The organism is Pseudomonas sp. PB103, assembly GCF_009764635.1.
In the GTDB taxonomy this organism is placed as follows: domain Bacteria; phylum Pseudomonadota; class Gammaproteobacteria; order Pseudomonadales; family Pseudomonadaceae; genus Aquipseudomonas.
In genome coordinates this window covers 37,442-58,464 of the sequence record NZ_RWIL01000126.1, presented here as the reverse complement: position 1 = coordinate 58,464, position 21,023 = coordinate 37,442, and the positions used below count along the sequence as shown (strand labels likewise).

The 21,023-nt window shown below is 58.9% G+C and carries 24 protein-coding genes and 1 tRNA gene; 9 read left to right on the top strand and 16 right to left on the bottom strand.

Annotated elements, in window-relative coordinates; genetic code table 11:
* Positions 1 to 2: 2 nt before the first annotated feature.
* Positions 3 to 968 (bottom strand): glycosyltransferase family 2 protein, encoded by a 966-nt coding sequence (locus EJA70_RS22975; protein ID WP_008087127.1) that lies wholly within the window; start codon positions 966 to 968, stop codon positions 3 to 5.
* Positions 969 to 1,245: 277 nt separating this feature from the next.
* Here EJA70_RS22975 and EJA70_RS22970 point away from each other — a divergent pair, with 277 nt between their 5' ends.
* Together EJA70_RS22970 and EJA70_RS22965 are read left to right on the top strand one after the other, a co-directional pair.
* Positions 1,246 to 1,437, top strand: a complete 192-nt coding sequence (locus EJA70_RS22970) for a DUF1508 domain-containing protein (RefSeq protein ID WP_008087129.1) — start codon at positions 1,246 to 1,248, stop codon at positions 1,435 to 1,437.
* Positions 1,438 to 1,590: 153 nt separating this feature from the next.
* Positions 1,591 to 1,797, top strand: a complete 207-nt coding sequence (locus tag EJA70_RS22965; RefSeq protein WP_158833717.1) for a hypothetical protein — start codon at positions 1,591 to 1,593, stop codon at positions 1,795 to 1,797.
* A gap of 148 nt (positions 1,798 to 1,945) precedes the next feature.
* Here EJA70_RS22965 and EJA70_RS22960 read toward each other — a convergent pair.
* The 5 genes from EJA70_RS22960 to dapA form a co-directional block, all read right to left on the bottom strand.
* A tRNA-Ser gene (locus EJA70_RS22960) sits at positions 1,946 to 2,035 on the bottom strand.
* Between the two features lie 83 nt (positions 2,036 to 2,118).
* The gene (gene purC, locus EJA70_RS22955) at positions 2,119 to 2,832 is read right to left on the bottom strand and encodes a phosphoribosylaminoimidazolesuccinocarboxamide synthase (protein ID WP_008077821.1); all 714 of its coding nucleotides are present in this window, start codon (positions 2,830 to 2,832) and stop codon (positions 2,119 to 2,121) included.
* 28 nt (positions 2,833 to 2,860) lie between these two features.
* Entirely contained in the window at positions 2,861 to 3,622 is a 762-nt protein-coding gene (locus EJA70_RS22950) for an MBL fold metallo-hydrolase (RefSeq protein WP_158833715.1), read from the bottom strand.
* A 6-nt stretch (positions 3,623 to 3,628) separates the two neighbouring features.
* Positions 3,629 to 4,744: an outer membrane protein assembly factor BamC gene (gene bamC, locus EJA70_RS22945; RefSeq protein WP_008077818.1), complete on the bottom strand. Its 1,116-nt coding sequence runs from the start codon at positions 4,742 to 4,744 to the stop codon at positions 3,629 to 3,631.
* 17 nt (positions 4,745 to 4,761) lie between these two features.
* Positions 4,762 to 5,640 carry a 4-hydroxy-tetrahydrodipicolinate synthase gene (gene dapA / locus EJA70_RS22940; protein WP_093438308.1) on the bottom strand — a complete coding sequence of 293 codons (879 nt, stop codon included), beginning with the start codon at positions 5,638 to 5,640 and terminating at the stop codon, positions 4,762 to 4,764.
* A gap of 337 nt (positions 5,641 to 5,977) precedes the next feature.
* Between dapA and EJA70_RS22935 the strand changes: the two genes are divergently transcribed.
* Positions 5,978 to 6,538, top strand: a complete 561-nt coding sequence (locus tag EJA70_RS22935) for a glycine cleavage system protein R (protein ID WP_008077813.1) — start codon at positions 5,978 to 5,980, stop codon at positions 6,536 to 6,538.
* Positions 6,539 to 6,548: 10 nt separating this feature from the next.
* Complete coding sequence (locus tag EJA70_RS22930; protein ID WP_007911395.1) at positions 6,549 to 7,022, top strand: peroxiredoxin; 474 nt, start codon at positions 6,549 to 6,551, stop codon at positions 7,020 to 7,022.
* A gap of 135 nt (positions 7,023 to 7,157) precedes the next feature.
* On the opposite strand, the gene EJA70_RS22925 is transcribed toward EJA70_RS22930, so the two are convergent.
* A complete protein-coding gene (locus EJA70_RS22925; protein WP_158833713.1) occupies positions 7,158 to 8,228 on the bottom strand; it encodes an AI-2E family transporter in 1,071 nt (356 codons plus the stop codon).
* Positions 8,229 to 8,260: 32 nt separating this feature from the next.
* A complete protein-coding gene (locus EJA70_RS22920) occupies positions 8,261 to 8,500 on the bottom strand; it encodes a sulfurtransferase TusA family protein (RefSeq protein WP_158833711.1) in 240 nt (79 codons plus the stop codon).
* 99 nt (positions 8,501 to 8,599) lie between these two features.
* Between EJA70_RS22920 and EJA70_RS22915 the strand changes: the two genes are divergently transcribed.
* On the top strand, positions 8,600 to 10,033 hold the full coding sequence (locus EJA70_RS22915) for a M48 family metalloprotease (RefSeq protein WP_158833709.1): 1,434 nt from the start codon (positions 8,600 to 8,602) through the stop codon (positions 10,031 to 10,033).
* Positions 10,034 to 10,115: 82 nt separating this feature from the next.
* Here EJA70_RS22915 and EJA70_RS22910 read toward each other — a convergent pair whose 3' ends face one another.
* Positions 10,116 to 11,549, bottom strand: coding sequence for a DegQ family serine endoprotease (locus EJA70_RS22910; protein WP_008077807.1), 1,434 nt, complete (start codon positions 11,547 to 11,549; stop codon positions 10,116 to 10,118).
* Between the two features lie 34 nt (positions 11,550 to 11,583).
* Between EJA70_RS22910 and EJA70_RS30870 the strand changes: the two genes are divergently transcribed.
* Positions 11,584 to 11,745 (top strand): hypothetical protein, encoded by a 162-nt coding sequence (locus EJA70_RS30870; protein WP_008077806.1) that lies wholly within the window; start codon positions 11,584 to 11,586, stop codon positions 11,743 to 11,745.
* Between the two features lie 11 nt (positions 11,746 to 11,756).
* Here the strand turns inward: EJA70_RS30870 and EJA70_RS22905 are convergent, their stop codons facing one another.
* Genes EJA70_RS22905 through rpoE form a run of 3 tightly spaced genes read right to left on the bottom strand, consistent with a single transcriptional unit; the run spans position 11,757 to position 13,930 of the window.
* The gene (locus tag EJA70_RS22905; RefSeq protein ID WP_158833707.1) at positions 11,757 to 12,722 is read right to left on the bottom strand and encodes a MucB/RseB C-terminal domain-containing protein; all 966 of its coding nucleotides are present in this window, start codon (positions 12,720 to 12,722) and stop codon (positions 11,757 to 11,759) included.
* A gap of 8 nt (positions 12,723 to 12,730) precedes the next feature.
* Positions 12,731 to 13,318, bottom strand: a complete 588-nt coding sequence (locus EJA70_RS22900) for a sigma-E factor negative regulatory protein (RefSeq protein ID WP_064388462.1) — start codon at positions 13,316 to 13,318, stop codon at positions 12,731 to 12,733.
* 30 nt (positions 13,319 to 13,348) lie between these two features.
* Complete coding sequence (gene rpoE / locus EJA70_RS22895; RefSeq protein ID WP_003172477.1) at positions 13,349 to 13,930, bottom strand: RNA polymerase sigma factor RpoE; 582 nt, start codon at positions 13,928 to 13,930, stop codon at positions 13,349 to 13,351.
* Between the two features lie 559 nt (positions 13,931 to 14,489).
* Here rpoE and nadB point away from each other — a divergent pair.
* A complete protein-coding gene (nadB, locus tag EJA70_RS22890; RefSeq protein WP_158833705.1) occupies positions 14,490 to 16,106 on the top strand; it encodes an L-aspartate oxidase in 1,617 nt (538 codons plus the stop codon).
* Here nadB and EJA70_RS22885 read toward each other — a convergent pair.
* Together EJA70_RS22885 and EJA70_RS22880 are read right to left on the bottom strand one after the other, a co-directional pair.
* Entirely contained in the window at positions 16,075 to 16,527 is a 453-nt protein-coding gene (locus EJA70_RS22885) for a protein YgfX (RefSeq protein WP_158833703.1), read from the bottom strand. The two genes, nadB and EJA70_RS22885, sit on opposite strands and share 32 nt — an antisense overlap.
* Positions 16,511 to 16,765, bottom strand: a complete 255-nt coding sequence (locus EJA70_RS22880) for a succinate dehydrogenase assembly factor 2 (RefSeq protein WP_008077801.1) — start codon at positions 16,763 to 16,765, stop codon at positions 16,511 to 16,513. Before EJA70_RS22880 ends, EJA70_RS22885 begins: the two co-directional genes overlap by 17 nt.
* Before the next feature lie 150 nt (positions 16,766 to 16,915).
* Here EJA70_RS22880 and EJA70_RS22875 point away from each other — a divergent pair, with 150 nt between their 5' ends.
* Together EJA70_RS22875 and EJA70_RS22870 are read left to right on the top strand one after the other, a co-directional pair.
* A complete protein-coding gene (locus EJA70_RS22875; protein WP_158833701.1) occupies positions 16,916 to 17,857 on the top strand; it encodes a folate-binding protein YgfZ in 942 nt (313 codons plus the stop codon).
* Positions 17,858 to 17,892: 35 nt separating this feature from the next.
* A complete protein-coding gene (locus EJA70_RS22870; RefSeq protein WP_158833699.1) occupies positions 17,893 to 18,714 on the top strand; it encodes an HDOD domain-containing protein in 822 nt (273 codons plus the stop codon).
* Positions 18,715 to 18,867: 153 nt separating this feature from the next.
* On the opposite strand, the gene EJA70_RS22865 is transcribed toward EJA70_RS22870, so the two are convergent.
* Positions 18,868 to 20,253, bottom strand: coding sequence for a sensor histidine kinase (locus tag EJA70_RS22865; RefSeq protein ID WP_008083567.1), 1,386 nt, complete (start codon positions 20,251 to 20,253; stop codon positions 18,868 to 18,870).
* Positions 20,246 to 20,917 carry a response regulator gene (locus EJA70_RS22860; RefSeq protein WP_008083565.1) on the bottom strand — a complete coding sequence of 224 codons (672 nt, stop codon included), beginning with the start codon at positions 20,915 to 20,917 and terminating at the stop codon, positions 20,246 to 20,248. Before EJA70_RS22860 ends, EJA70_RS22865 begins: the two co-directional genes overlap by 8 nt.
* Positions 20,918 to 21,023 lie beyond the last annotated feature (106 nt).

Here is a 21,023-nt window from a genome sequence, read left to right as displayed (position 1 = left end):
GGTCAATCCTTGGGGTCGTAGACGCGACGCACCAGATAAACCGGCCGGCGTTTGGATTCGATATAGGTGCGGCCCAGGTATTCGCCGAGCACGCCGATGCCGATCAGTTGCAGGCCACCGAGGAAGGTCACGGCCACCATCAACGAGGCATAACCGGGCATGTCGATACCGTGGATCAATGTGCGCACAACGATGAAAATGGCGAAGGCAAATGACACCAGCGACACCAGCGCTCCGACGTAGGTCCAGATCCGCAGCGGTTCGGTGCTGAAACTGGTAATGCCTTCGAGGGCGAAGTTCCACAGCCGCCAGCCGTTGAACTTGCTCTGCCCGGCCACGCGCTCCGGGCGCTCGTAATCGACGTGGGTGGTGCGAAAACCAACCCAGGCGAACAGGCCTTTCATGAAGCGCCGGGATTCGGGCAACGTCAGCAAGGCATCGACCACACAGCGATCCATCAGGCGAAAATCGCCGACGTTCTCGGGTAACGGCTGCTCGGCAATTTTGTTGTGCAGGCGATAGAACCAGTGCGCCGAGGTCTGCTTGGCCCAGGTGTCGCTGCGGCGGCTGATGCGGTGACCGAGCACGACCTCATAGCCTTCGCGCCAGCGTTCGATCATCAGCAGAATGATTTCCGGCGGATCCTGCAGGTCCGCATCGATCGGCACTACGATCTGCCCGGTCGCCATCTGCAAACCGGCGGACAGCGCCGCCTCCTTACCGAAATTGCGACTCAGGTCGACGATGCGCAGACGGGGATCGTGCCGTTGCCGCTCAAGCAGGCGCTCAAGCGTGGCATCCGTGCTGCCGTCGTTGATGAACACCAGCTCAAGATCGATCAACGCTTGCGTCTGAAAGACTTCATTGATGCGCTGCAGAAACGTGTCGAGGCTGTCCTCTTCGTTAAAAACGGGGACCACCAGCGATAACGTCACCTGCCCGGCCTGTTGCGTTCCGTGCTCAGTCAAAGGAGTGCTCTTTTTATAGTGTTTGTCGGTCGCCGACTGATTTTCGACGCCATGAGCCGTCCCGTATTAAGCAGTAGCGTCGCCGCTGTTGCAAGGGTCAGAGGGCGTCATATTGGCCAATCCAGAGGCCTATTCCTGCGCTCTGGCTCGCGGTTCTCGGAAACATTCGCGAACGATTGGAAACAAATCCTCGATAGCCAAAAAACCCGCCTGCGCTAGGCTTGCGTCGATGCGCCACACAGGCTGTCGCACACACTCATCGCATGGAGCGAACTGAATGTATTTCGAGATTTACAGGCAATCCAGAGGCACCTCGAGCACCGGCAAAGGGCAATGGCGCTGGAGACTGCGCGCAGGCAACCACGAGACCATCGCCAGCGGTGAATCGTACGTGAACAAAGCGGATTGTCTGCACGTGATCGAGCTGATCAAAGCGGTACAGGGCGAAACCCCGGTCAAGGAAATTTAACCGCGTGAGTCGATAAAAGGCTGCGTCCTACAGCCCCTTCCTTTTTTGACCGAATGACTGGCGGGCTCTATTTGCCCCCCTACGCTCAGCAACGCAGGGGGCCATCCGGCCCTGTTTTCTCCCGATCATTCAAACTCAAAAGGAGCCGCAAACATGGCCAGAGACAAAGCAAAAGACGACATGCACTTCAACTGCACACAAACACACGAAGCCGACTACGTCGCCAGCCTCTACCCGCACGCCAAGGAAGAAGTGAAAACCTTCCTCAGCTCGGCCTGCAAGGACAAGACGCTGCACAACTCGACGCATAAGGATGTGTATGAACTGATCAAGCGCAAGTTGGGCCACTCGCAGCCTTGATTGGCTGGAGGTGCGGGGTGATGTAATCCCGCAGAAATGCAAAAGCCCCACAGGTTTTGGCCTGTGGGGCTTTTTCATGTTTTCTCGTTGATGCAACGCCAACAAAAAAGCCCCGCAGCTTCTCAGCTACGGGGCTTTTTCTATGTAATGGCGGAGAGATAGGGATTCGAACCCTAGGTACCGGTGAAGGTACAACGGATTTCGAATCCGTCCCATTCGGCCACTCTGGCATCTCTCCAACGGCGCGCATCATAACAACACTTTTACCGAAAGCAAACCCTCTTTCGAAAATTTCTTCGTGCTATCAGATGCTTGCGTCGATTAAAGCGGTACACCCAGACGATTGGCGACTTCTTCGTAGGCTTCGATGACGTCACCGAGGCCCTGACGGAAGCGGTCTTTGTCCATTTTCTTCTTGGTGTCCTTGTCCCACAGACGGCAGCCGTCCGGGCTGAACTCGTCACCGAGGACGATGGAGCCGTCGCTGAACACGCCGAATTCAAGCTTGAAGTCGACCAGCAGCAGGCCGGCGTCGTCGAACAGTTTGGTCAGCACTTCGTTGACCTTGAGCGACAGTTCTTTCATGCGAACCAGTTGCTCCGCAGTGCCCCAACCGAATGCCACAACGTGGGATTCGTTGATGAACGGGTCGCCCTTGGCGTCGTCCTTGAGGAACAGCTCGAAGGTGTAAGGATTGAGCTTAAGGCCTTCTTCGACGCCCAGACGCTTGACCAGGCTGCCGGCGGCGTAGTTACGCACGACGCACTCGACCGGGATCATGTCGAGCTTCTTCACCAGGACTTCGTTGTCAGCCAGCAGTTTGTCGAATTGGGTCGGAATGCCGGCCGCTTCGAGTTTCTGCATGATGAAGGCGTTGAACTTGTTGTTGACCATGCCTTTGCGGTCGAGCTGCTCGATGCGCTTGCCGTCGAACGCCGAGGTGTCGTTGCGAAACAGCAGGATCAAGCGGTCAGCGTCGTCGGTCTTGTAAACCGATTTGGCTTTGCCGCGGTAGAGTTCTTCACGTTTTTCCATGATGGGCTCCGCTTGCTAAGTAGGTGGGCTAGGCGATGTGGCGCCAGTCGAGCCCTGAATCTTGATCGGCCAGTTGCAGCCAGTCCGGGTCGCACCCGAGGGTGTCGACAAAACATTGCCGGGCCAGCTGCGGCAGGTTGTTCTTGCTGCTCAGATGAGCCAGGACAAGGTGTTGCAAGCCCTGCCAGCCCAACTCGGACACCAGGAATGCCGCCTGATGGTTGTTCAAATGTCCCAGCTCGCCGCCCACCCGTTGCTTGAGAAAGTACGGGTAGTGCCCACGGGCCAGCATGTCACGACAATGGTTGGACTCGATCATCAACGCATCGAGATCCCGATAACCGTCCAGCACCCGCTCGCAGTAAGAACCCAGGTCGGTCAGCAGGCCGAAGCGCCGCTGCTCTTGATCGCTGAAGACATACTGAGTCGGTTCCTGCGCATCATGGGCCACGGCAATGACCCCGACGTTCAGTGCACCGATCTGCAGTTGCTCGCCGCCGGCCAGAAAGCCTGCGGGTTCTATCGGTTTGCGCATCCCGCGCAGGGTGCCGCGACTGAGGTAGACCGGTAGATTGTAGCGCCGAGACAGTAAACCCACGCCATGCACGTGGTCGGCATGTTCGTGGGTTACGAGTATCGCGCTCAATTGCGCCGGGTTCACACCCAGGCGCAACAGGCGTTTTTCGGTTTCCCGCAGGGAAAAACCACAATCCACCAGCACATACGTATCAGCACTGGCGATCAGCGTGCCGTTCCCTTGGCTACCGCTGCCGAGAACGGCAAAACGCATGGTTGATCAGCCCAGGTTGTCCTGAATCACGCTCAGCACTTTGCGCGCCACTTCAGCCGGCGCGACGGTGTTGATGTTTTTCTCGACGGTGACCTGGATGTTCTCGCCAACCTTGCTCAGGCGAACCTGATAACGCTCGGCACGGGATTCAACTTCTTCCTTGGTTGGCGCACTTCCGAACAGGCTGCTGAAGAAACCAGGCTTGTCGTCTTTCTTCTCGGCTTTTTCGGCCAAGTTGATGTAGTACAGGCCGAGGCTGCGGTTGATGTCTTCAACGCGCCATTCGCCTTGTTCCAGTGCACGGCCAACGCTTGACCAGGCACGATCCAGATCAGTACCGACGTTCAACACCGGGTTGCCGCTGCCGTCTTCGCTGAGGCTGACGCGGCTCGGCGTATCGAAATCACGCGAAGCCAACATCGACACCGACCCACCCTTCTCGGATATACGGCTCATGCTCGCGAGCATGTCGTCGACCAGCGCAGCGTCCAGGCCAGTGTTGACCGAACGGTTGGTGAAATCGACATCGGCGGTGCTGCCGGCAGGACGCTCGGCGCTGACCACGTAGATTTCACTGGTGTTGCGCTGCACGCCTGGCTCGATACGCACACGCACGCGGGTTTCGCTGTCGCTGGCGATACCGGCTGCGCTCAGGCGCTTGGCCATCGACGCGGACAGTTCATCGGAATGCTGCCAGGTGGTGGTGAATTCGCCGGTTTGCGGGCGCTGTTCGTCCAGACGGAAACCGTTGTCCTGGAAGAACTGCACCGCCACTGGCCAGACTTCGGCCGGTGGATGCTGGGCCACGACCCAACGCGAATCACCGCTCTTTTGCAGCGAGTAATCGCTGGCATCGGCAACGGCCGACAGCGGCTGAGGACGCGGCACAATGTATTCGCCCTTGGCGGTGTCATCAGCGACGTTGCGCGGGATCGGCAGCAGCGGATCCAGACGCTTGGAAGTGTTGACATCCGGTGGCAGTTGCATCGGTGCAGTCTGTTGCGCTTCCAGGTAATCGCTACCACGGTCACGGAAATAACCTTCCGGGCCCCAGACCCATCCGCAGCCACTGGTGCTGGAGATAATCAAGGCAAGTGCGGAAAGTCCGGCCATTCGCTTCATGCGTTGTACTTCCTCAATTAAACCAGGACGCTGCACTGGCGCAGGGCCGAGCGCAGCGTTTCATGACAAGGTGTGCTCAGCCAGGTCAGCGGCAAGCGGATGCCTTCGTGCATCAGGCCCATTTCAACCAGAGCCCACTTCACCGGAATCGGGTTGGCTTCGATGAACAGGTCTTTGTGCAGCGGCATCAGTTTTTCGTTGATTGCCCGTGCGGTGTCGGCGTCGCCCTTGAGAGCGGCCTCGCACAGGTCGGCCATTTCGCGCGGGGCGACGTTGGCAGTCACGGAGATGTTGCCTTTGCCGCCCAGCAGGATCAGTTCAACGGCGGTCGGATCATCGCCGGACAACACGATGAAATCCTTGCTCACACCATCGATGATCGCTTTGGCGCGCTTCAGGTCGCCAGTGGCTTCCTTGATACCGATGATGTTCGGCACGGTGGACAGGCGAATCACGGTCTCGGCCTGCATGTCGCAAGAGGTGCGGCCCGGAACGTTGTAGAGAATCTGTGGAATGTCGACCGCTTCAGCGATGTGCTTGAAGTGCTGGTACAGGCCTTCCTGAGTCGGCTTGTTGTAGTACGGAACGACCAGCAGGCAGGCATCGGCGCCGGCTTCTTTGGCGTTGCGGGTCAGCTCGACGGCTTCGCGGGTCGAGTTGGCGCCAGTGCCGGCGATGACCGGGATGCGCCCGGCAACCTGTTTGACCACGGCTTTGATGACGGCGATGTGTTCTTCTACATCAAGGGTTGCCGACTCGCCGGTAGTACCGACCGCGACAATGGCATGGGTGCCGTTCTTGAGATGGAAGTCCACGAGTTTGCTGAGGCTGTCCCAGTCAAGACGCCCTTGTGCATCCATGGGAGTGACCAGTGCCACCATACTGCCCGCAATCATGAAACCGCTCCTGCCGGAAAAAGAGAGCGGTAATGGTACTGGCGCCAAGATGCTTGCACAAGCAAAGTACTGCGCTGCCGCCATTCCCCTTGGCGCCGCTTTTCGCTACCCTTCAGACTTTGATCGGTACTGATCAGCTTGTACGCCGGGTTCCAGCCTCCCTTTACGGCCTCCCAGACCCCGTTCCTGCGTCGCATCGACGCGCTCCCGCTATAGTGGAGCGAGCCGCGAGCTTGCCGGAGTTTTCTGAAAGGACAGTCGGACAGGGTCACTACAGGCACGCCCCGGCGACCAACGCCCGTTTACTACCGACCGCTCATCGCTTTAGGAATGCTGCATGTCCACCCCCACAGTTCGCGAACAATTCCTTGTCATCAGTGCCCTCGGCGCCAACCCCATGGAGCTGACTAACGTCCTGTGCCGCGCCAGCCATGAAAATCGCTGCGCCGTGGTTACTTCGCGCCTGACTCGCCACGGCGAATGCAGTGCGCTGATCCTTGAGGTATCCGGCAGCTGGGACGCCCTCGCTCGCCTGGAAGGCAGCTTGCCGAGCCTGTCCAAAAAACACGCCTTCACCGTTAACGTAGTGCGCAGCGCGCCGCTGGAAAATCGTCCGCAGGCCCTGCCGTATGTGGCTTATGTGAGTTCGGCGTATCGCCCGGACATCATCAATGAACTGTGCCAGTTCTTCATGGACCATAACGTCGAACTGGAAAACCTGACCTGCGACACGTATCAGGCACCACAGACCGGCGGCACCATGCTCAACGCCACGTTCACCGTGACCCTGCCGGCCGGCACCCAGATCAGTTGGCTGCGCGACCAGTTCCTCGACTTCTCCGATGCGATGAACCTGGACGCGCTGATCGAGCCTTGGCGCCCACAGAACCCAATGTAAGGAAGCTTTCATGGCCGTTGTCATCGACCAACCGGTTGCCGATTTCGAAGCACCTGCCACCAGCGGGCAAACCGTCAGCCTGTCTGCCCTGAAGGGCAAGCAAGTGGTGATCTACTTCTACCCGAAGGACAGCACGCCGGGCTGCACCACTGAAGGCCAGGGCTTTCGTGATCAGTACGCGGCGTTCCAAGCTGCCAACACCGAGATCTTCGGTATCTCCCGCGACAGCTTGAAGTCCCACGAGAACTTCAAGTGCAAGCAGGAGTTTCCGTTCGAGTTGATCAGCGACAAGGACGAGGCGGTTTGCCAGTTGTTCGACGTGATCAAGTTGAAGAAGCTGTACGGCAAGGAATACCTGGGCGTTGATCGCAGCACCTTCCTGATTGATAAGGACGGCGTGCTGCGTCAGGAATGGCGCGGTGTGAAAGTGCCGGGGCATGTGGATGCCGTTCTGGCTGCTGCTCAGGATCTGAATAAAGCCTGATGTTTCTCTGGCGCCTTCTCTGACGCCATCGCTGGCAAGCCAGCTCCCACAGGTTTTGTGTGCACCGAAAACCCTGTGGGAGCTGGCTTGCCAGCGATGAGGCCTTAAGCCACACCGAGCAATCCGGTTAAACCACTAAAGCAGCGGCGAAACTTCAGGCTCCTTGCGCGGCCACGCATCCAGCACCGCTTTAAAAAGCGTCGCCAGCGGAATCGCAAAGAACACCCCCCAGAATCCCCACAACCCGCCAAACAACAGCACTGCGCAGATAATTGCCACCGGGTGCAAGTTGACCGCCTCCGAGAACAGTAACGGCACCAGCACGTTGCCATCCAGTGTCTGGATGATCCCGTAGACCGCCATCAGATAGATGAACTGATCGCTCCAACCCCACTGGAACAGCGCAATCAGCAGCACCGGCACGGTCACCACCACCGCACCGACATACGGCACCACCACCGAAACCCCCACCAATAACGCCAGCAGCGCCGCATAGTTGAGCCCGAGGGCGACGAAAGCGACGTAAGTCACGCCGCCACAAATGACGATCTCGATGACCTTGCCGCGGATGTAATTGGCGATCTGGCGGTTCATTTCCTGCGCGACCCGGGTAATCAGCGCACGCTCACGCGGCAGGTAACCGCGCACCCATTCGCCGATCATCACCCGATCCTTGAGGAAGAAAAACACCAGGATCGGCACCAGCACCAGGTAGATCATGATGTTGACCAACAGCGGCAGGCTCGACAGCGAAAAGGTCAGCGCCCACTGACCGAACTTGCCGATCTCGCCACGCGCCGCCTCGATGGCCTGCAACACTTGCTCGTCGGAGACCAGGTGCGGATAACGCTCCGGCAACAATAAAAGCAACGATTGCCACTTGGCGAGCATGCCCGGCAGCTCGTTGAACAGCGTGATCAATTGGTGCCAAAGCAGCGGCAATACCACGACGATGAACAGCAGCAACACGCCCATGAACAGCGCAAACACCAGACCCACCGCCGCACCACCCGGCACGCGCAAGCGCTCAAGGGTGACGACCAGCCCCTGCATCAGGTACGCCAGCACCATCCCAGCCAACACCGGCGCGAGCATGCCGCCGAGGGTGAGCACGGCGGTGAAGGCGAGAATCAGCAGCACCGCCAGCACCACGGCTTCTTCGTCGGAGAAGTAACGCTGAATCCAATCGCGTAACACTTTGAACATCAATAATCCTTAGGTCTTTTACGCAGTCGCTTTCAGGCTTTTTTCAACCAGTAACGGTAAACGCCGGCGCCGTCTTCTTCGCGCAGCAACGTGTGACCGGCCAATTTAGCGAAGGTGCGAAAGTCACGTTGCGAGCCGGCATCGGTGGCGATCACCTTGAGTACAGCGCCACTCTGGAGCTTGTTGAGTTCCATTTTTGCCTTGAGCAACGGCAACGGACAATTCAGGCCGCTGGCGTCCAGTTCCACGTCATGGGCTACAGCGTCGGTCATTGCGTCACTCCGGTTCAGGTCTGTCGAGCTGCCTAGAATATCTGGTCGCAAGCCCGGTGTCCGGCTACAGTAAGGTCTTTGTCTTCTAAGGCTTTGTGCATGACTTTTCTGCGCCCTACCCTGCTGACGCTCGCTTGCCTGCTCGCCTCACCGGGCTTTGCCGACGATCTGCCGTCACTCGGCGACGCCAGTTCTGCCATTGTCTCGCCGCAACAGGAATACCAGCTTGGCCGCGCGTGGCTGGCAATGTTGCGCAGCCAGGTTTCACAGCTCAATGATCCGCAGCTCAAGGACTACGTCGAGTCCAGCGTGTACAAGCTGGTGGAAACCAGCCAGGTAACCGACCGACGTCTCGAATTCATTCTGATCAACAGCCCGCAGCTCAACGCCTTCGCAGCGCCGGGCGGCGTGGTGGGGGTCAACGGCGGCTTGTTCCTCAATGCACAGACCGAGGGCGAATACGCCTCGGTATTGGCGCACGAATTGGCTCACTTGTCGCAACGCCACTTCGCTCGCGGCGTTGAAGCCTCGCAACGCATGCAGGTGCCGATGATGGCCGCATTGCTGGCCGGTATCGTCATCGCCGCTGCGGGCGGCGGTGATGCCGGGATCGCAGCCATTGCCGGCACCCAGGCAGCGGCAATACAGGCACAACGCACGTTCTCGCGCCAGAACGAACAAGAAGCCGACCGCATCGGCATCCTCAACCTGGAAAAGGCTGGCTACGATCCACGGTCGATGCCAACCATGTTCGAGCGTTTGATGCGTCAATACCGCTTTGATGCCAAGCCACCGGAATTTCTGCTGACTCACCCGGTGACCGAATCGCGTATTGCCGACACCCGCAACCGTGCCGAACAGGCCAAGCCGGGCGGTATCGAGGACACCATGCGCTATCAGTTGATCCGCGCGCGCGTGCAGTTGATCTACGAAGAAACCCCGGGTCTGGGCGCCAAGCGTTTCCGCGCACAACTGGATGAGAACCCGCAAAACGATGTGGCTCGCTACGGTCTGGCAATCGCGCAGATCAAGGGTGGCCAGTTGAATGAAGCGCGCGAGAACCTGAAACAGCTGCTGGCCAAGTCGCCGAACGAGATCATCTACAACCTCGCTCAGGTCGATCTGGACATCACCAACAATCGCCTGCCCGACGCTCAATCGCGTGTCGACCGGATGCTCACGCAGTATCCGGGCAACTACCCGCTGAATCAGGTGCGCGTAGATTTGCTGCTGAAGCAAAATCGCTCCGCCGATGCGGAGAAGGCACTGGAAGGTCTGCTGAAGTCGCGCCCGAACGATCCGGACGTCTGGTATCAGGTCGCCGAAACCCGTGGCTTGTCGGGCAACATCATCGGCCTGCATCAGGCGCGTGCCGAGTACTTTGCGCTGGTTGGCGATTACCGTCAGGCGATCCAGCAGCTCGACTTCGCCAAGCGCAAGGCGGGTAACAACTTCCCGTTGTCGTCGCGCATCGATGCCCGCCAGCGCGAGCTGATGGAGCAGGAACGCATGATCAAGGACATGATGGGCTGAGTTTTACCCAGTAACACAAAAACCTTCGGACACAAAAAAACCGCCTCTTTCGAGGCGGTTTGTTTTTTACCTTGCCGCTGGTTTATTCAGCCAGTTTGAAGGTGATGAAGCTGGCGCGACCTTGACGCAGAACCCGCATCGATACCGAGCGATTCTTCGGCAGAGCCTTGGCGATCTCGCCGAACTCCTTGGTGGAGCCGATGGCCTGGTTGTTCAGGTGCGTGATCACATCACCCGGTTGCAGACCGATCAGGGCAGCCGGACCGTCCTGCACTTCCTTGATCACCACACCACCCTTGAGGTCGTAGGTTTTCTTCTGCTCGGCAGTCAGTTCGCCAACGGCAACACCGAGACGGTTGCTGGTGGTTTCAGCGCCGGACTTCGGCAGTGCATCCAGTTCTTTGTCTTCGTCCGGGATGGCGCCAACAGTCAGTTCAACGTTCTTGCGCTTGCCTTCACGAATCACTTCCAGATTAGCTTTGGCGCCGGCTTTCAACGCACCGACAAGATGTGGCAGGTCAGCGGACATGACGATCGGCTGGCCATTCATGCTCAGGATCACGTCACCCACTTGCAGGCCGCCCTTGGCTGCCGGACCGTCATCCTGGATTTGTGCCACCAGCGCACCGGCCGGTTTGTCCAGACCGAACGATTCGGCCAGATCCTTGTTCACTTCCTGGATGACCACGCCCAGCCAGCCACGGCTGACCTTGCCACCGCTCTTGAGCTGATTGGATACGTCCATCGCCACATCGATCGGGATGGCGAACGACACGCCCATGAAGCCGCCGGAACGGGTGTAGATCTGCGAGTTGATGCCGACCACTTCACCGTTCAGGTTGAACAGCGGGCCACCGGAGTTACCCGGGTTGATCGGCACGTCGGTCTGGATGAACGGCACATAGTTTTCATTCGGCAGACTACGACCGACGGCGCTGACGATGCCTTGGGTCACAGTATGGTCAAAGCCGAATGGCGAACCGATTGCAACGACCCACTGGCCGGCTTTCAAGTCTTGGGACTTGCCCAGTTTGAGCACTGGCAGGTCTTTGCCTTCGATTTTCAGCAGGGCCACGTCGGAGCGCGGGTCGGTGCCGATCAGCTTGGCTTTCATCTCGCTGCGATCGGCCAGACGCACGAGGATTTCATCGGCATCGGCAATCACATGGTTGTTGGTCAGGATGTAGCCATCCGAGGAAATGATGAAGCCCGAACCCAGCGACTGCGCTTCACGCTGACGGCCACCACCGCCCGGCGAACGCTGCTGAGGCGGCATGCCGCGTTCGAAGAACTCGCGCAACATCGGCGGCAAGCCTTCCAGATCCGGCATCTGCTGGTTCACTTTGCGATCCGGCAGCTTCTGCGTGGTACTGATGTTCACTACCGCAGGCGATGCTTGTTCGACCAATTGGGTGAAATCAGGCAGATCGGCTGCTTGCGCAGCAGGGATCGCCTGACCGAGCACCAGCACGGTGGCGAGAATGGAGAAATAAGACTTCAAGCTAGGTATCGACATACAGCTCCCGTTACGACGAGCAGGGTTAAGCGATATGGAGCAAGGAACACCGGAAACCACAGACCGGCATTTTTGTTCCGGCAACAACAAACAAGGCCAGAGCCGTGAGGCTCTGACCTATAAAAAACTTTCAAGTGATTTGCAAATGAAAATGCTCAGCAAACATTTCTACGTCTCGACGACGGAGTGGGAATGACTGAAATCAGCTCACTGCTTGCTGGTCGCAGCGCCATCGGTATTACGCATCGACAGAGCAATTCGTTCGGCGGTGCCGATTGGAATCTCACCGACCACCGTCACCATCATTTCACCTTCAGGCGTTGTCAGGCGACGAGAAACAGCAACCGTTGGGCCCAACTGCGTGCGGGTGTCGGTAACAGTCGCACCGTTCAACGGCTCAAGGAATACCGAGAAACGCGCCAGACCGTCGTCATACAGCAAGCTGCTGACCTGAGTCTTGGTTTCCGGATCTTTGTGCGAATTACTGCTGGTCAATTCGAACCCTGGCGGCAGCCACTCCGAGTGCCAGACCTGAGCGGTTTTGACCGCAGAGGCCTTGTCACTGTCCAGCGCAATGGCCTTGCAGTCGGCGTCTGCTTGCAGATCTTTGTCCGACGGCATGTTGTCAGTGTCGAGGCTGGTGAACTGGAAGCGCTCAAGCAACTGCCCCTTGTCGTTCAACAGCAACGACTTCAATGGCAGGCCTGTCTTCTTGTCCAGATGCAGTTCAAAACCGTAGCGATGCTGGTCACGGGGCGTCAGCGATACGATCACTGCGTCCCGTCCGGCCACGCGCGACTTGCCGATGACAGCAAGGTCATACCAGTTCTTCAGCTTTTGCGGATCGAGAGCACGAGCGGCAGAGTTGGGAGAATCCCCCAGCCCGGCGATCAGGGTGCCGCTGACGCATTGAGTATGTCCATCAACGCGCACGACTTCCTGAGCCGAGCCGTCGAGCTGAAGCAAACGCTCGCGGACCTGGCCATTCTGGACGCGGTGCCAGATGTTATGGGTAGAAAAACTACCGTTACGCTCGTAAACGAATGTGCCGTGAAAGCTTTGCTGCTGCTCGGCCTGGCCCAGACGGGTCAACCAGTCCTGGGCCTCGTCGGCGTGGGCTGGAACAATGAACCAGCCACTCAGCAGAAGCGAAAGTAGAGGTATGGCGCGCATGATCCTCCTTAACGGTTTTCCAGGCTTGCTGCACGTGCGTATGGCAGCGCGCTTTCAGTACCTTTCAGTGCAGCCTGTTGAGCGTGCTGACGCAGGTAACCTGGCAGACGCTGATCGTGCCAGCCCGGTTGACCTTGCAGTACGCCGTTGGCCATAGGGCCAGTGGCTTCGGAACTCTCACTATAGCCTGCCAGAACAGCCGGACCTTTCACCTGTGGGGTGGCCAGGGTTGGCTGATTGGATTGCTGAGCCAGTTCAACACCAGCGATTTCGTCCTGGTTGTACAGGCGAACACCGGCCAGAACGGCAACAGTTACCGAGGCGGCTACAGCCAGACGGCCGAGGTTGCGCCATGGGCTACGCGATACTTTGGCCGGAGCCGTTTCGTCTTCCAGTGCAGCAGATACTGCCGCAGCGATGTCCAGACGTGGCAGCAGCAGATCCTTGTGCATAGCTGCCCGAGCGATCTGGTAACGAGCCCAGGTCTCACGGGTTTCGACGTCATCAAGTGCATTAATCACTCGACGCAATTCCAGTTCGTCCGCTTCGTTATCCATCACTGCGGACAGCGATTCCTGCAGGGCTTCACGACTCATGGCGTTCCTCTCTTGGCTGTCGCCGCTGTCTCAGTTTTCCTGCAACAACGGCTGCAGGGCTTTATCGATGGCCTCCCGGGCGCGGAAAATCCGGGAGCGCACGGTACCCACCGGACACTGCATGACGCTCGCAATGTCCTCGTAACTCAGACCATCGAATTCACGTAAAGTTAACGCCGTACGCAAATCCTCTGGCAGTTGCTGAATGGTTCGATGGACGGTGCCTTCGATCTCATCCCGCAGCAGTGCACGTTCTGGTGATTCGAGATCCTTGAGGCCGTGATCGCCATCGTAGAACTCTGCATCCTCTGAACTTACATCGCTATCCGGCGGCCGACGGCCGCGAGAAACCAGGTAGTTCTTCGCCGTGTTAATGGCAATACGGTACAGCCACGTATAAAACGCACTGTCGCCGCGAAAGTTTCCAAGTGCTCGATACGCCTTGATAAAGGCTTCCTGAGCCACGTCCTGGGCTTCATGGGTGTCGTGCACGAAACGCACGATCAACCCGAGAATCTTGTGCTGATATTTCAGCACCAACAGATCGAAAGCTCGCTTGTCGCCGCGTTGAACGCGCTCGACCAGCTGCTGATCCTCTTCCTGGGTTAGCATGAACACTCCTCGATAAGCCCGAAGGAGACTTGCATAACTAAACGACCAGACTTGCAAACATAGACTCGGGCTTTTCGCAAAAGTTCTCCCCCTCCAGGCAAGTTTCCTGCGGGCTCTGATTTGGCACGCACGAAAAACGCAGCGCGGGATAAACCGGCTGCGCGAATAATCTTGTTATCGGATTCGCCGGCAGGAACCTCAACCACAGATTCCGCACTGAAGCCGATACTGTCCCTTGTTTCTGGCACCGTCTATTGATCTTGGGCCTTTGGCAAAAGTTCCAATTATTTATAGCCGTGCCGACCCGACAATGGGCAACCCTGGGCAGAAAAACACTGTTTCAGTGCCGATACAGTCGTCTTTTCCGGCAGCAGCCGAAAAAAACTTCCGACGAAGCACCCGCTTTTCCCCGTCACAGTAGTTTCACAATGCCATATGGGCCCGGCTATTGTGCCGCTCCACCCCTCTATATACTAGTGGGCTGTGTGGCTGACTTGACTCGCCGATCCAGGCGAATTGCGCCACCCCCGACCCGGGTCGCTTTGAGCGGAATCCTGTAATGAGCCAACAATTCCAACATGATGTTCTGGTCATTGGCAGCGGTGCTGCCGGTTTGAGTCTTGCGCTGACCCTGCCGGGTCATTTGCGCATTGCTGTTTTAAGCAAAGGCGATCTCGCCAACGGCTCCACTTTCTGGGCCCAGGGTGGCGTCGCTGCCGTTCTCGACGACACCGATACTGTCGAATCCCACGTCGACGACACCCTCAACGCCGGTGGCGGGCTGTGCCACGAAGACGCTGTGCGCTTTACCGTCGAGCACAGCCGTGAAGCCATTCAATGGTTGATCGACCAAGGCGTACCGTTCACCCGCGACGAACAGTCCGGCACGGAAGACGGCGGTTTCGAATTCCACCTGACCCGCGAAGGCGGTCACAGCCATCGGCGCATCATCCACGCCGCCGATGCCACTGGCGCGGCCATTTTCAAAACCCTGCTGGCCCGAGCCAAGGAGTGCTCAAACGTTGAACTGCTCGAACAGCGGGTTGCCGTCGATCTGATCACTGAACGCCGCCTGGGCATGGACGGCGATCGCTGCCTCGGCGCCTACGTGCTGAACCGCAAAACCGGCGAAGTCGACACCTACGGCGCACGCTTCGTGATTCTCGCCTCGGGCGGCGCGGCCAAGGTCTACCTCTATACCAGCAACCCCGATGGCGCCTGCGGTGACGGCATTGCCATGGCCTGGCGCTCTGGCTGCCGCGTGGCGAACCTGGAATTCAATCAGTTCCACCCGACCTGCCTCTATCACCCGCAAGCGAAAAGCTTCCTTATTACCGAAGCCCTGCGCGGCGAAGGCGCCCATTTGAAGCTGCCGAACGGCGAACGCTTCATGTACCGCTTTGACAAGCGCGCCGAACTGGCCCCGCGCGATATCGTCGCCCGCGCCATCGACCATGAAATGAAGCGCCTGGGCATCGACTGCGTTTATCTCGACATCAGCCACAAGCCCGAAGATTTCATCAAGACGCACTTCCCCACTGTTTATGAGCGCTGCCTCGGTTTCGGCATCGACATCACTAAACAGCCAATCCCGGTTGTACCCGCCGCGCATTACACCTGCGGCGGCGTGATGGTCGACCAGAACGGCCGCACCGACGTGCCGGGCTTGTATGCCATCGGCGAAACCAGCTTCACCGGCCTGCACGGCGCCAACCGCATGGCCAGCAATTCGTTGCTGGAATGTTTCGTCTACGCCCGTTCGGCAGCGGCGGACATTCTCGCGCAACTGGACGATGTCGATGCGCCAAGCGCCCTGCCCGTCTGGGACGCCAGTCAGGTGACCGACTCCGATGAAGACGTGATCATTGCGCACAACTGGGATGAACTGCGCCGGTTCATGTGGGACTACGTCGGCATCGTGCGCACCAACAAGCGCCTGCAACGGGCGCAACATCGCGTGCGCCTGCTGCTGGACGAGATCGACGAGTTTTACAGCAACTATAAAGTCAGCCGTGACCTGATCGAGCTGCGCAATCTGGCGCAAGTCGCCGAACTGATGATCTGCTCAGCGATGGAACGCAAGGAAAGTCGCGGCCTGCATTACACCCTCGACTATCCGGACATGCTGCCCGAGGCACTCGACACTATTCTGGTGCCGCCCACCTACGTCGGCTGAACTTGAGCCGCACGCGCAGGCGTCGATGCACATCGGCGACCTGCGAGTCTCGCGGCACACAAACCGATCGTACCCGCCATTCCCCGCGCAAACGAAAGCGCAGCACCACGATCAGTGGCAGCACCAGACTGTCCGGGCGCAGTTGCACCGCTTGCCAGCCCTTCGCCTGATTCCACAGCTGCCAGCCATCGGCATCGCGGCGCAATCCGCAAAAAGCCGTCCGGTGAGTCAGCAGAATCTGCCTGGGCAATGTCCAGAACCCGTGGAGCAGACAGCCAAAAACCCCGAGCAGACTGGCCCAGAGCGGAATCGACAGAAGAAACAAAGCACCCAGGGCGAACGCCTGGGCCAACAGATACGCCGCCAGCAACTGCCCAGAGGCATGCCAGCGGCATTCGAACGTATTACTTGGGCTGGACACGATCCAGAATCATGCGAACCATGCGCTGCAATTCCGGATCTTCAGACTCGCTGCGCTCCATGAACCAGCCGAACATGTCCTGATCCTCGCACGTCAGCAGACGCACATACAGATCGCGATCCACCTCGTTCAACGTCGCGTAAACCTCCTTCACGAACGGCACCAGCAATACGTCAAGCTCAAGCATGCCGCGACGGCTGTGCCAAAAGAGGCGATTCAGTTCAACTTGTTCGACCATGGGGCCCTCCTCAAATTTGGCGGCAAGTATACAGCCCCGAGACGGGTCGCACAGTCGGCTTTGGTCGGGCACCATCGATCCTTTATCAACTACCCATTTCAACACTGCCCCCTTATGATGTGCCCCAGTCTATTTACCCTGCGATGACCCATGGCCGATTCTGCTTTTTTCTGCACCCTGTCTCATGAAGGCGTTCTCGCGGTTCGCGGCGCGGATGCCGGAAAATTCCTGCAAGGCCAGCTGACCTGCAACCTCAATTACCTCAGCGACACTCGCGCCAGCCTCGGCGCGCGTTGCACGCAGAAAGGCCGGATGCAGTCGAGTTTCCGCATTCTGCTCGAAGGTGACGGCGTGGTTCTGGCAATGGCCAGTGAGTTGCTCGAGCCGCAACTGGCGGACCTGAAAAAGTACGCGGTGTTCTCCAAGTCGAAACTGACCGATGAAAGTGCTGCCTGGGTGCGCTTCGGCCTGGAGCACGGTGACAGCGCCCTGACCAGCCTCGGTCTGGACTTGCCAACAGAAACCGACAGCGTGGTGCGCAACGAAGGCCTGATCGCGATTCGCGTCTCGCCGCATCGCGCCGAACTCTGGGCGCCTGCGGATCAGGCTGATGCGATCAAGACCAAACTGGCGGCAATCCTCGCGCAAGGTGAACTGAACCAATGGCTGCTGGGCCAGATCCGTGCCGGTATTGGGCAGGTCATGCCGAGCACCCGCGAGTTGTTCATCCCGCAGATGCTCAACCTGCAAGCTGTCGGCGGCGTGAGCTTCAAGAAAGGCTGCTACACCGGCCAGGAAATCGTCGCGCGCATGCAGTACCTGGGCAAACTCAAGCGTCGCCTGTATCGCTTGAGCCTGAACGCCACCGAATTGCCGGAGCCAGGCACACAACTGTTTGCGCCGAGCCACAACAGCGCCATCGGTGAAGTGGTACTGGCCGCCAGCGCAGGCGAAAACATTGAACTCCTCGCGGTGCTGCAAGCCGAAGCTGCCGAAGCCGGTGATTTGCATCTGGGCGCCCTCGAAGGCCCTGCGCTGCATCTGCTCGACCTGCCGTATGAACTGGATCGCGACCGCGAAATCCAGCGCTGATCGCAGCATTTGTTGCAACACCCTAGAGAGTCTAAATGAGCGAACTGGCGGAAAAGGTCCAACAGGATTTGGTTGAGGCCATCGATAACGATGACCTGGTTCTGCCCACGTTGCCGGAAGTGGCCCTGCAAATTCGCAAGGCCGCTGAAGACCCGGAAATCAGCGTCAGCGATCTGAGCAAAGTCATCGGCCGGGACACGGCGCTGTCGGCGCGCCTGATCAAAGTGGTCAACAGCCCGTTGCTGCGCGCCGCGCAGGAAGTCACCGACCTGCACACCGCCATCACCCGGTTGGGAATCAACTACAGCAGCAACCTGGCGATCGGCCTGGTGATGGAGCAGATTTTCCACGCGCGCTCCGAGGTGGTCGAACAGAAAATGCGTGAAGTCTGGCGCAGCAGTCTGGAGATCGCCGGGGTCAGCTACGCGCTGTGCCGTCGCTACACCCAACTCAAGCCGGATCAAGCAGCGCTCGGCGGTCTGGTGCATCAGATCGGCGTGCTGCCGATTCTGACGTACGCCGAAGATCACTACGAACTGCTGTCGGATCCGGTCAGCCTCAACCATGTAATCGACCACATTCATCCGTTGCTCGGCGACAAACTGCTGCGCGTCTGGGAGTTTCCCGAACGATTGGTGGAACTGCCGGGGCTATATCAGGATTTCAAACGAGATTCGGCAGAGGTCGATTACGTCGATCTGGTGCAAGTGGCGAGCCTGTATTGCCGCAAGGGCACCGATCATCCGTTTGCGCGGATTGATCCGTTGAGCGTGCCGGCGTTCAGGAAGCTTGGGATTGACCCGGACAACAAGGAACTGTGCGCGGATCTGGAAGAATCGCGGACGATGTTTTACTAAAATTTGTGGCGAGGGGATTTATCCCCGATGGATTGCGAAGCGACCCTAAAATCAGTCGACTCGGTTTACCTGACACACCGTAAATTGAGGAATTGCGACTGCTGCGCAGCCGATCGGGGATAAATCCCCTCGCCACAAAAGCCAACTTGCCGATCACCCGGCAACAAAGCTGACCCGCACCTTCAACCCCGCCTCCTCGCCATCATGCAGACTGATCTGCGCCAGATGCGCCCGGCAGATTTCTCCCACAATCGCCAGCCCAAGCCCTGATCCGGCCACCTGCTGATTGCGTCGGTAGAATCGCTCGAACACCCGATCGCGCTCCTCCAGAGGAATCCCCGGCCCGTCGTCTTCCACCTCAAGCACCGCCGGCGCCGTCACGCGCAAAATCACATTGCCGCCCGGTGGCGTGTGCGCCAGGGCGTTATCCACCAGATTGCTCAGCAGCTCATTGAGCAACGTCGGTTCACCGCGCAGCCACACCGGCTCATCCGCCTCCAATGCCAATGCCACCCCGCGCTTGTGCGCCAAGGGTGCCATGGCCATGCCCAGTTCCCGCGCCAATTGGCTCAGATCAAGCAACTGCGCGCCGCCCTCGGCAATCGCCCGCGCACCGTTTTCTACGCGCGCCAGCGACAACAATTGATTGGCCAAATGAGTCAGGCGATCGGTGCTTTGCGCCGAGGATTCCAACGTCGTGCGCCAGGTTTCCGGTTCATTCGAGCGCAGGCCCAACTCCAGCCGCGCCTTCAATGCCGCCAACGGCGTGCGCAATTCATGCGCCGCGTCGGCAATGAACTGCGCCTGTCGCTCGAACTGCCCACGCAAGCGCTCGGTGAAGTGGTTGAGGGCGCGCACCAATGGCCATAACTCATGCTGCACTTCGACCAGTGGCAATGGCCGCAAATCATCGGGCTGACGTTCTTCCACAGCGGTGCGCAAACGCTCAAGCGGTCGCAATGCCGCACTGACAGCGAACCAGACCAATAGCAACGCACCGATTGCCAACATGCCCAAACGCAACAACGTGTCGGCTGCCAGACTGCGCGCCATGCTCACGCGTGCTTCGTCGGTTTCGGCAACACGGATTTCCGCCATGCCGTTCATGTTGGGCTCGGTGACCGCTTTCAGCAGGCTGACCACGCGCACGTTCTGGCCGTTGTAGGTGGCGTTGTAGAACCGTGCCAGCGCCGGATAACTGTCCGTGCGCTTGGTGCCGGGCGGCGGGCCGGGAAGGTTTTCGTAGCCGGAAATCAGCTTTTGATGAATGTCGTTGACCTGGTAATAAATCCGCCCGGCGCTGTCGTAGGCGAACGTATCGAGGGCCACGTAAGGCACATCGGCGCTGAGGCTGCCGTCACGCTGCGACAAACCGGCCGCAATGGTCCGCGCCGAGGCCAGCAAGGTGCGGTCGTACGCCGTGTCGGCGGCTTCGCGCCCGTTCCAGTAAGCGCTCAAACCACTGGCGAGCATCAACACCACCAGCAATAACGCGAGGTTCCACAGCAACCGCCAGCGCAGGCTGCTGGGCTTATGCATCGCGGCTTTCCAGCAGGTAACCGAGGCCCCGGAAGGTCACGATGGCGACGGGCTGTCCGTCGAGTTTCTTGCGCAAACGGTGCACGTAGATTTCGATGGCGTCCGGGCTGGCCTCCTCATCGAGGCCAAACACCTGCGCGGCCAGTTGCTCTTTGCTCATCACCCGCCCCGGTCGGGCGATCAACGCTTCCAGCACCGCTTGCTCGCGGGACGTCAGGGTCAGCAAATCTTCGCCAAGAGTGAAGCGTCGGGTGTCGAGGTCGTAGGCCAGCACGCCACAACGCTGCTGACGTTCGCCGCCAAGCACGCTGCGCCGCAGCAGGGCTTTGACCCGCGCCTCCAGCTCAGTCAGTTCAAACGGTTTGGCGAGGTAATCGTCAGCCCCCAGATTGAGGCCGTGCACGCGATCTTTCACATCACTGCGCGCCGTCAGCATCAGCACCGGCAGATTTTTTCCACGGGCACGCAGACGCGCCAGCACTTCAAATCCGTCCATGCGCGGCAGGCCGACATCGAGGATCGCCACGGCATATTCCTCGCTGCTCAATGCCAGGTCAGCAGCCACGCCATCGTGCAACACGTCCACGGTCAGACCGGTGCTCTTGAGCGCCTGGGCGACACTTTCGGCCAGTTGCAGATGGTCTTCGACGAGCAGAACACGCATGGATTTTTACCTCGTTCAGGGGTGGCCGGCGCCACTCTTTGTCGCGGAGTTTACAGCCGCAACCGCCGCTGTGAAGCCCGAAAACATTGAAAGTCAGCTGAAAGGT

Coding starts and splice junctions, on each gene's coding strand:
- EJA70_RS22970 (WP_008087129.1), top strand. CDS start 1,246: ATGTATTTCGAGATTTACAGGCAATCCAGAGGCACCTCGAGCACCGGC.
- EJA70_RS22965 (WP_158833717.1), top strand. CDS start 1,591: ATGGCCAGAGACAAAGCAAAAGACGACATGCACTTCAACTGCACACAA.
- purC (WP_008077821.1), bottom strand. CDS start 2,832: ATGGAAAAACGTGAAGAACTCTACCGCGGCAAAGCCAAATCGGTTTAC.
- EJA70_RS22950 (WP_158833715.1), bottom strand. CDS start 3,622: ATGCGTTTTGCCGTTCTCGGCAGCGGTAGCCAAGGGAACGGCACGCTG.
- bamC (WP_008077818.1), bottom strand. CDS start 4,744: ATGAAGCGAATGGCCGGACTTTCCGCACTTGCCTTGATTATCTCCAGC.
- dapA (WP_093438308.1), bottom strand. CDS start 5,640: ATGATTGCGGGCAGTATGGTGGCACTGGTCACTCCCATGGATGCACAA.
- EJA70_RS22935 (WP_008077813.1), top strand. CDS start 5,978: ATGTCCACCCCCACAGTTCGCGAACAATTCCTTGTCATCAGTGCCCTC.
- EJA70_RS22930 (WP_007911395.1), top strand. CDS start 6,549: ATGGCCGTTGTCATCGACCAACCGGTTGCCGATTTCGAAGCACCTGCC.
- EJA70_RS22925 (WP_158833713.1), bottom strand. CDS start 8,228: ATGTTCAAAGTGTTACGCGATTGGATTCAGCGTTACTTCTCCGACGAA.
- EJA70_RS22920 (WP_158833711.1), bottom strand. CDS start 8,500: ATGACCGACGCTGTAGCCCATGACGTGGAACTGGACGCCAGCGGCCTG.
- EJA70_RS22915 (WP_158833709.1), top strand. CDS start 8,600: ATGACTTTTCTGCGCCCTACCCTGCTGACGCTCGCTTGCCTGCTCGCC.
- EJA70_RS22910 (WP_008077807.1), bottom strand. CDS start 11,549: ATGTCGATACCTAGCTTGAAGTCTTATTTCTCCATTCTCGCCACCGTG.
- EJA70_RS30870 (WP_008077806.1), top strand. CDS start 11,584: ATGGAGCAAGGAACACCGGAAACCACAGACCGGCATTTTTGTTCCGGC.
- EJA70_RS22905 (WP_158833707.1), bottom strand. CDS start 12,722: ATGCGCGCCATACCTCTACTTTCGCTTCTGCTGAGTGGCTGGTTCATT.
- EJA70_RS22900 (WP_064388462.1), bottom strand. CDS start 13,318: ATGAGTCGTGAAGCCCTGCAGGAATCGCTGTCCGCAGTGATGGATAAC.
- rpoE (WP_003172477.1), bottom strand. CDS start 13,930: ATGCTAACCCAGGAAGAGGATCAGCAGCTGGTCGAGCGCGTTCAACGC.
- nadB (WP_158833705.1), top strand. CDS start 14,490: ATGAGCCAACAATTCCAACATGATGTTCTGGTCATTGGCAGCGGTGCT.
- EJA70_RS22880 (WP_008077801.1), bottom strand. CDS start 16,765: ATGGTCGAACAAGTTGAACTGAATCGCCTCTTTTGGCACAGCCGTCGC.
- EJA70_RS22875 (WP_158833701.1), top strand. CDS start 16,916: ATGGCCGATTCTGCTTTTTTCTGCACCCTGTCTCATGAAGGCGTTCTC.
- EJA70_RS22870 (WP_158833699.1), top strand. CDS start 17,893: ATGAGCGAACTGGCGGAAAAGGTCCAACAGGATTTGGTTGAGGCCATC.
- EJA70_RS22865 (WP_008083567.1), bottom strand. CDS start 20,253: ATGCATAAGCCCAGCAGCCTGCGCTGGCGGTTGCTGTGGAACCTCGCG.
- EJA70_RS22860 (WP_008083565.1), bottom strand. CDS start 20,917: ATGCGTGTTCTGCTCGTCGAAGACCATCTGCAACTGGCCGAAAGTGTC.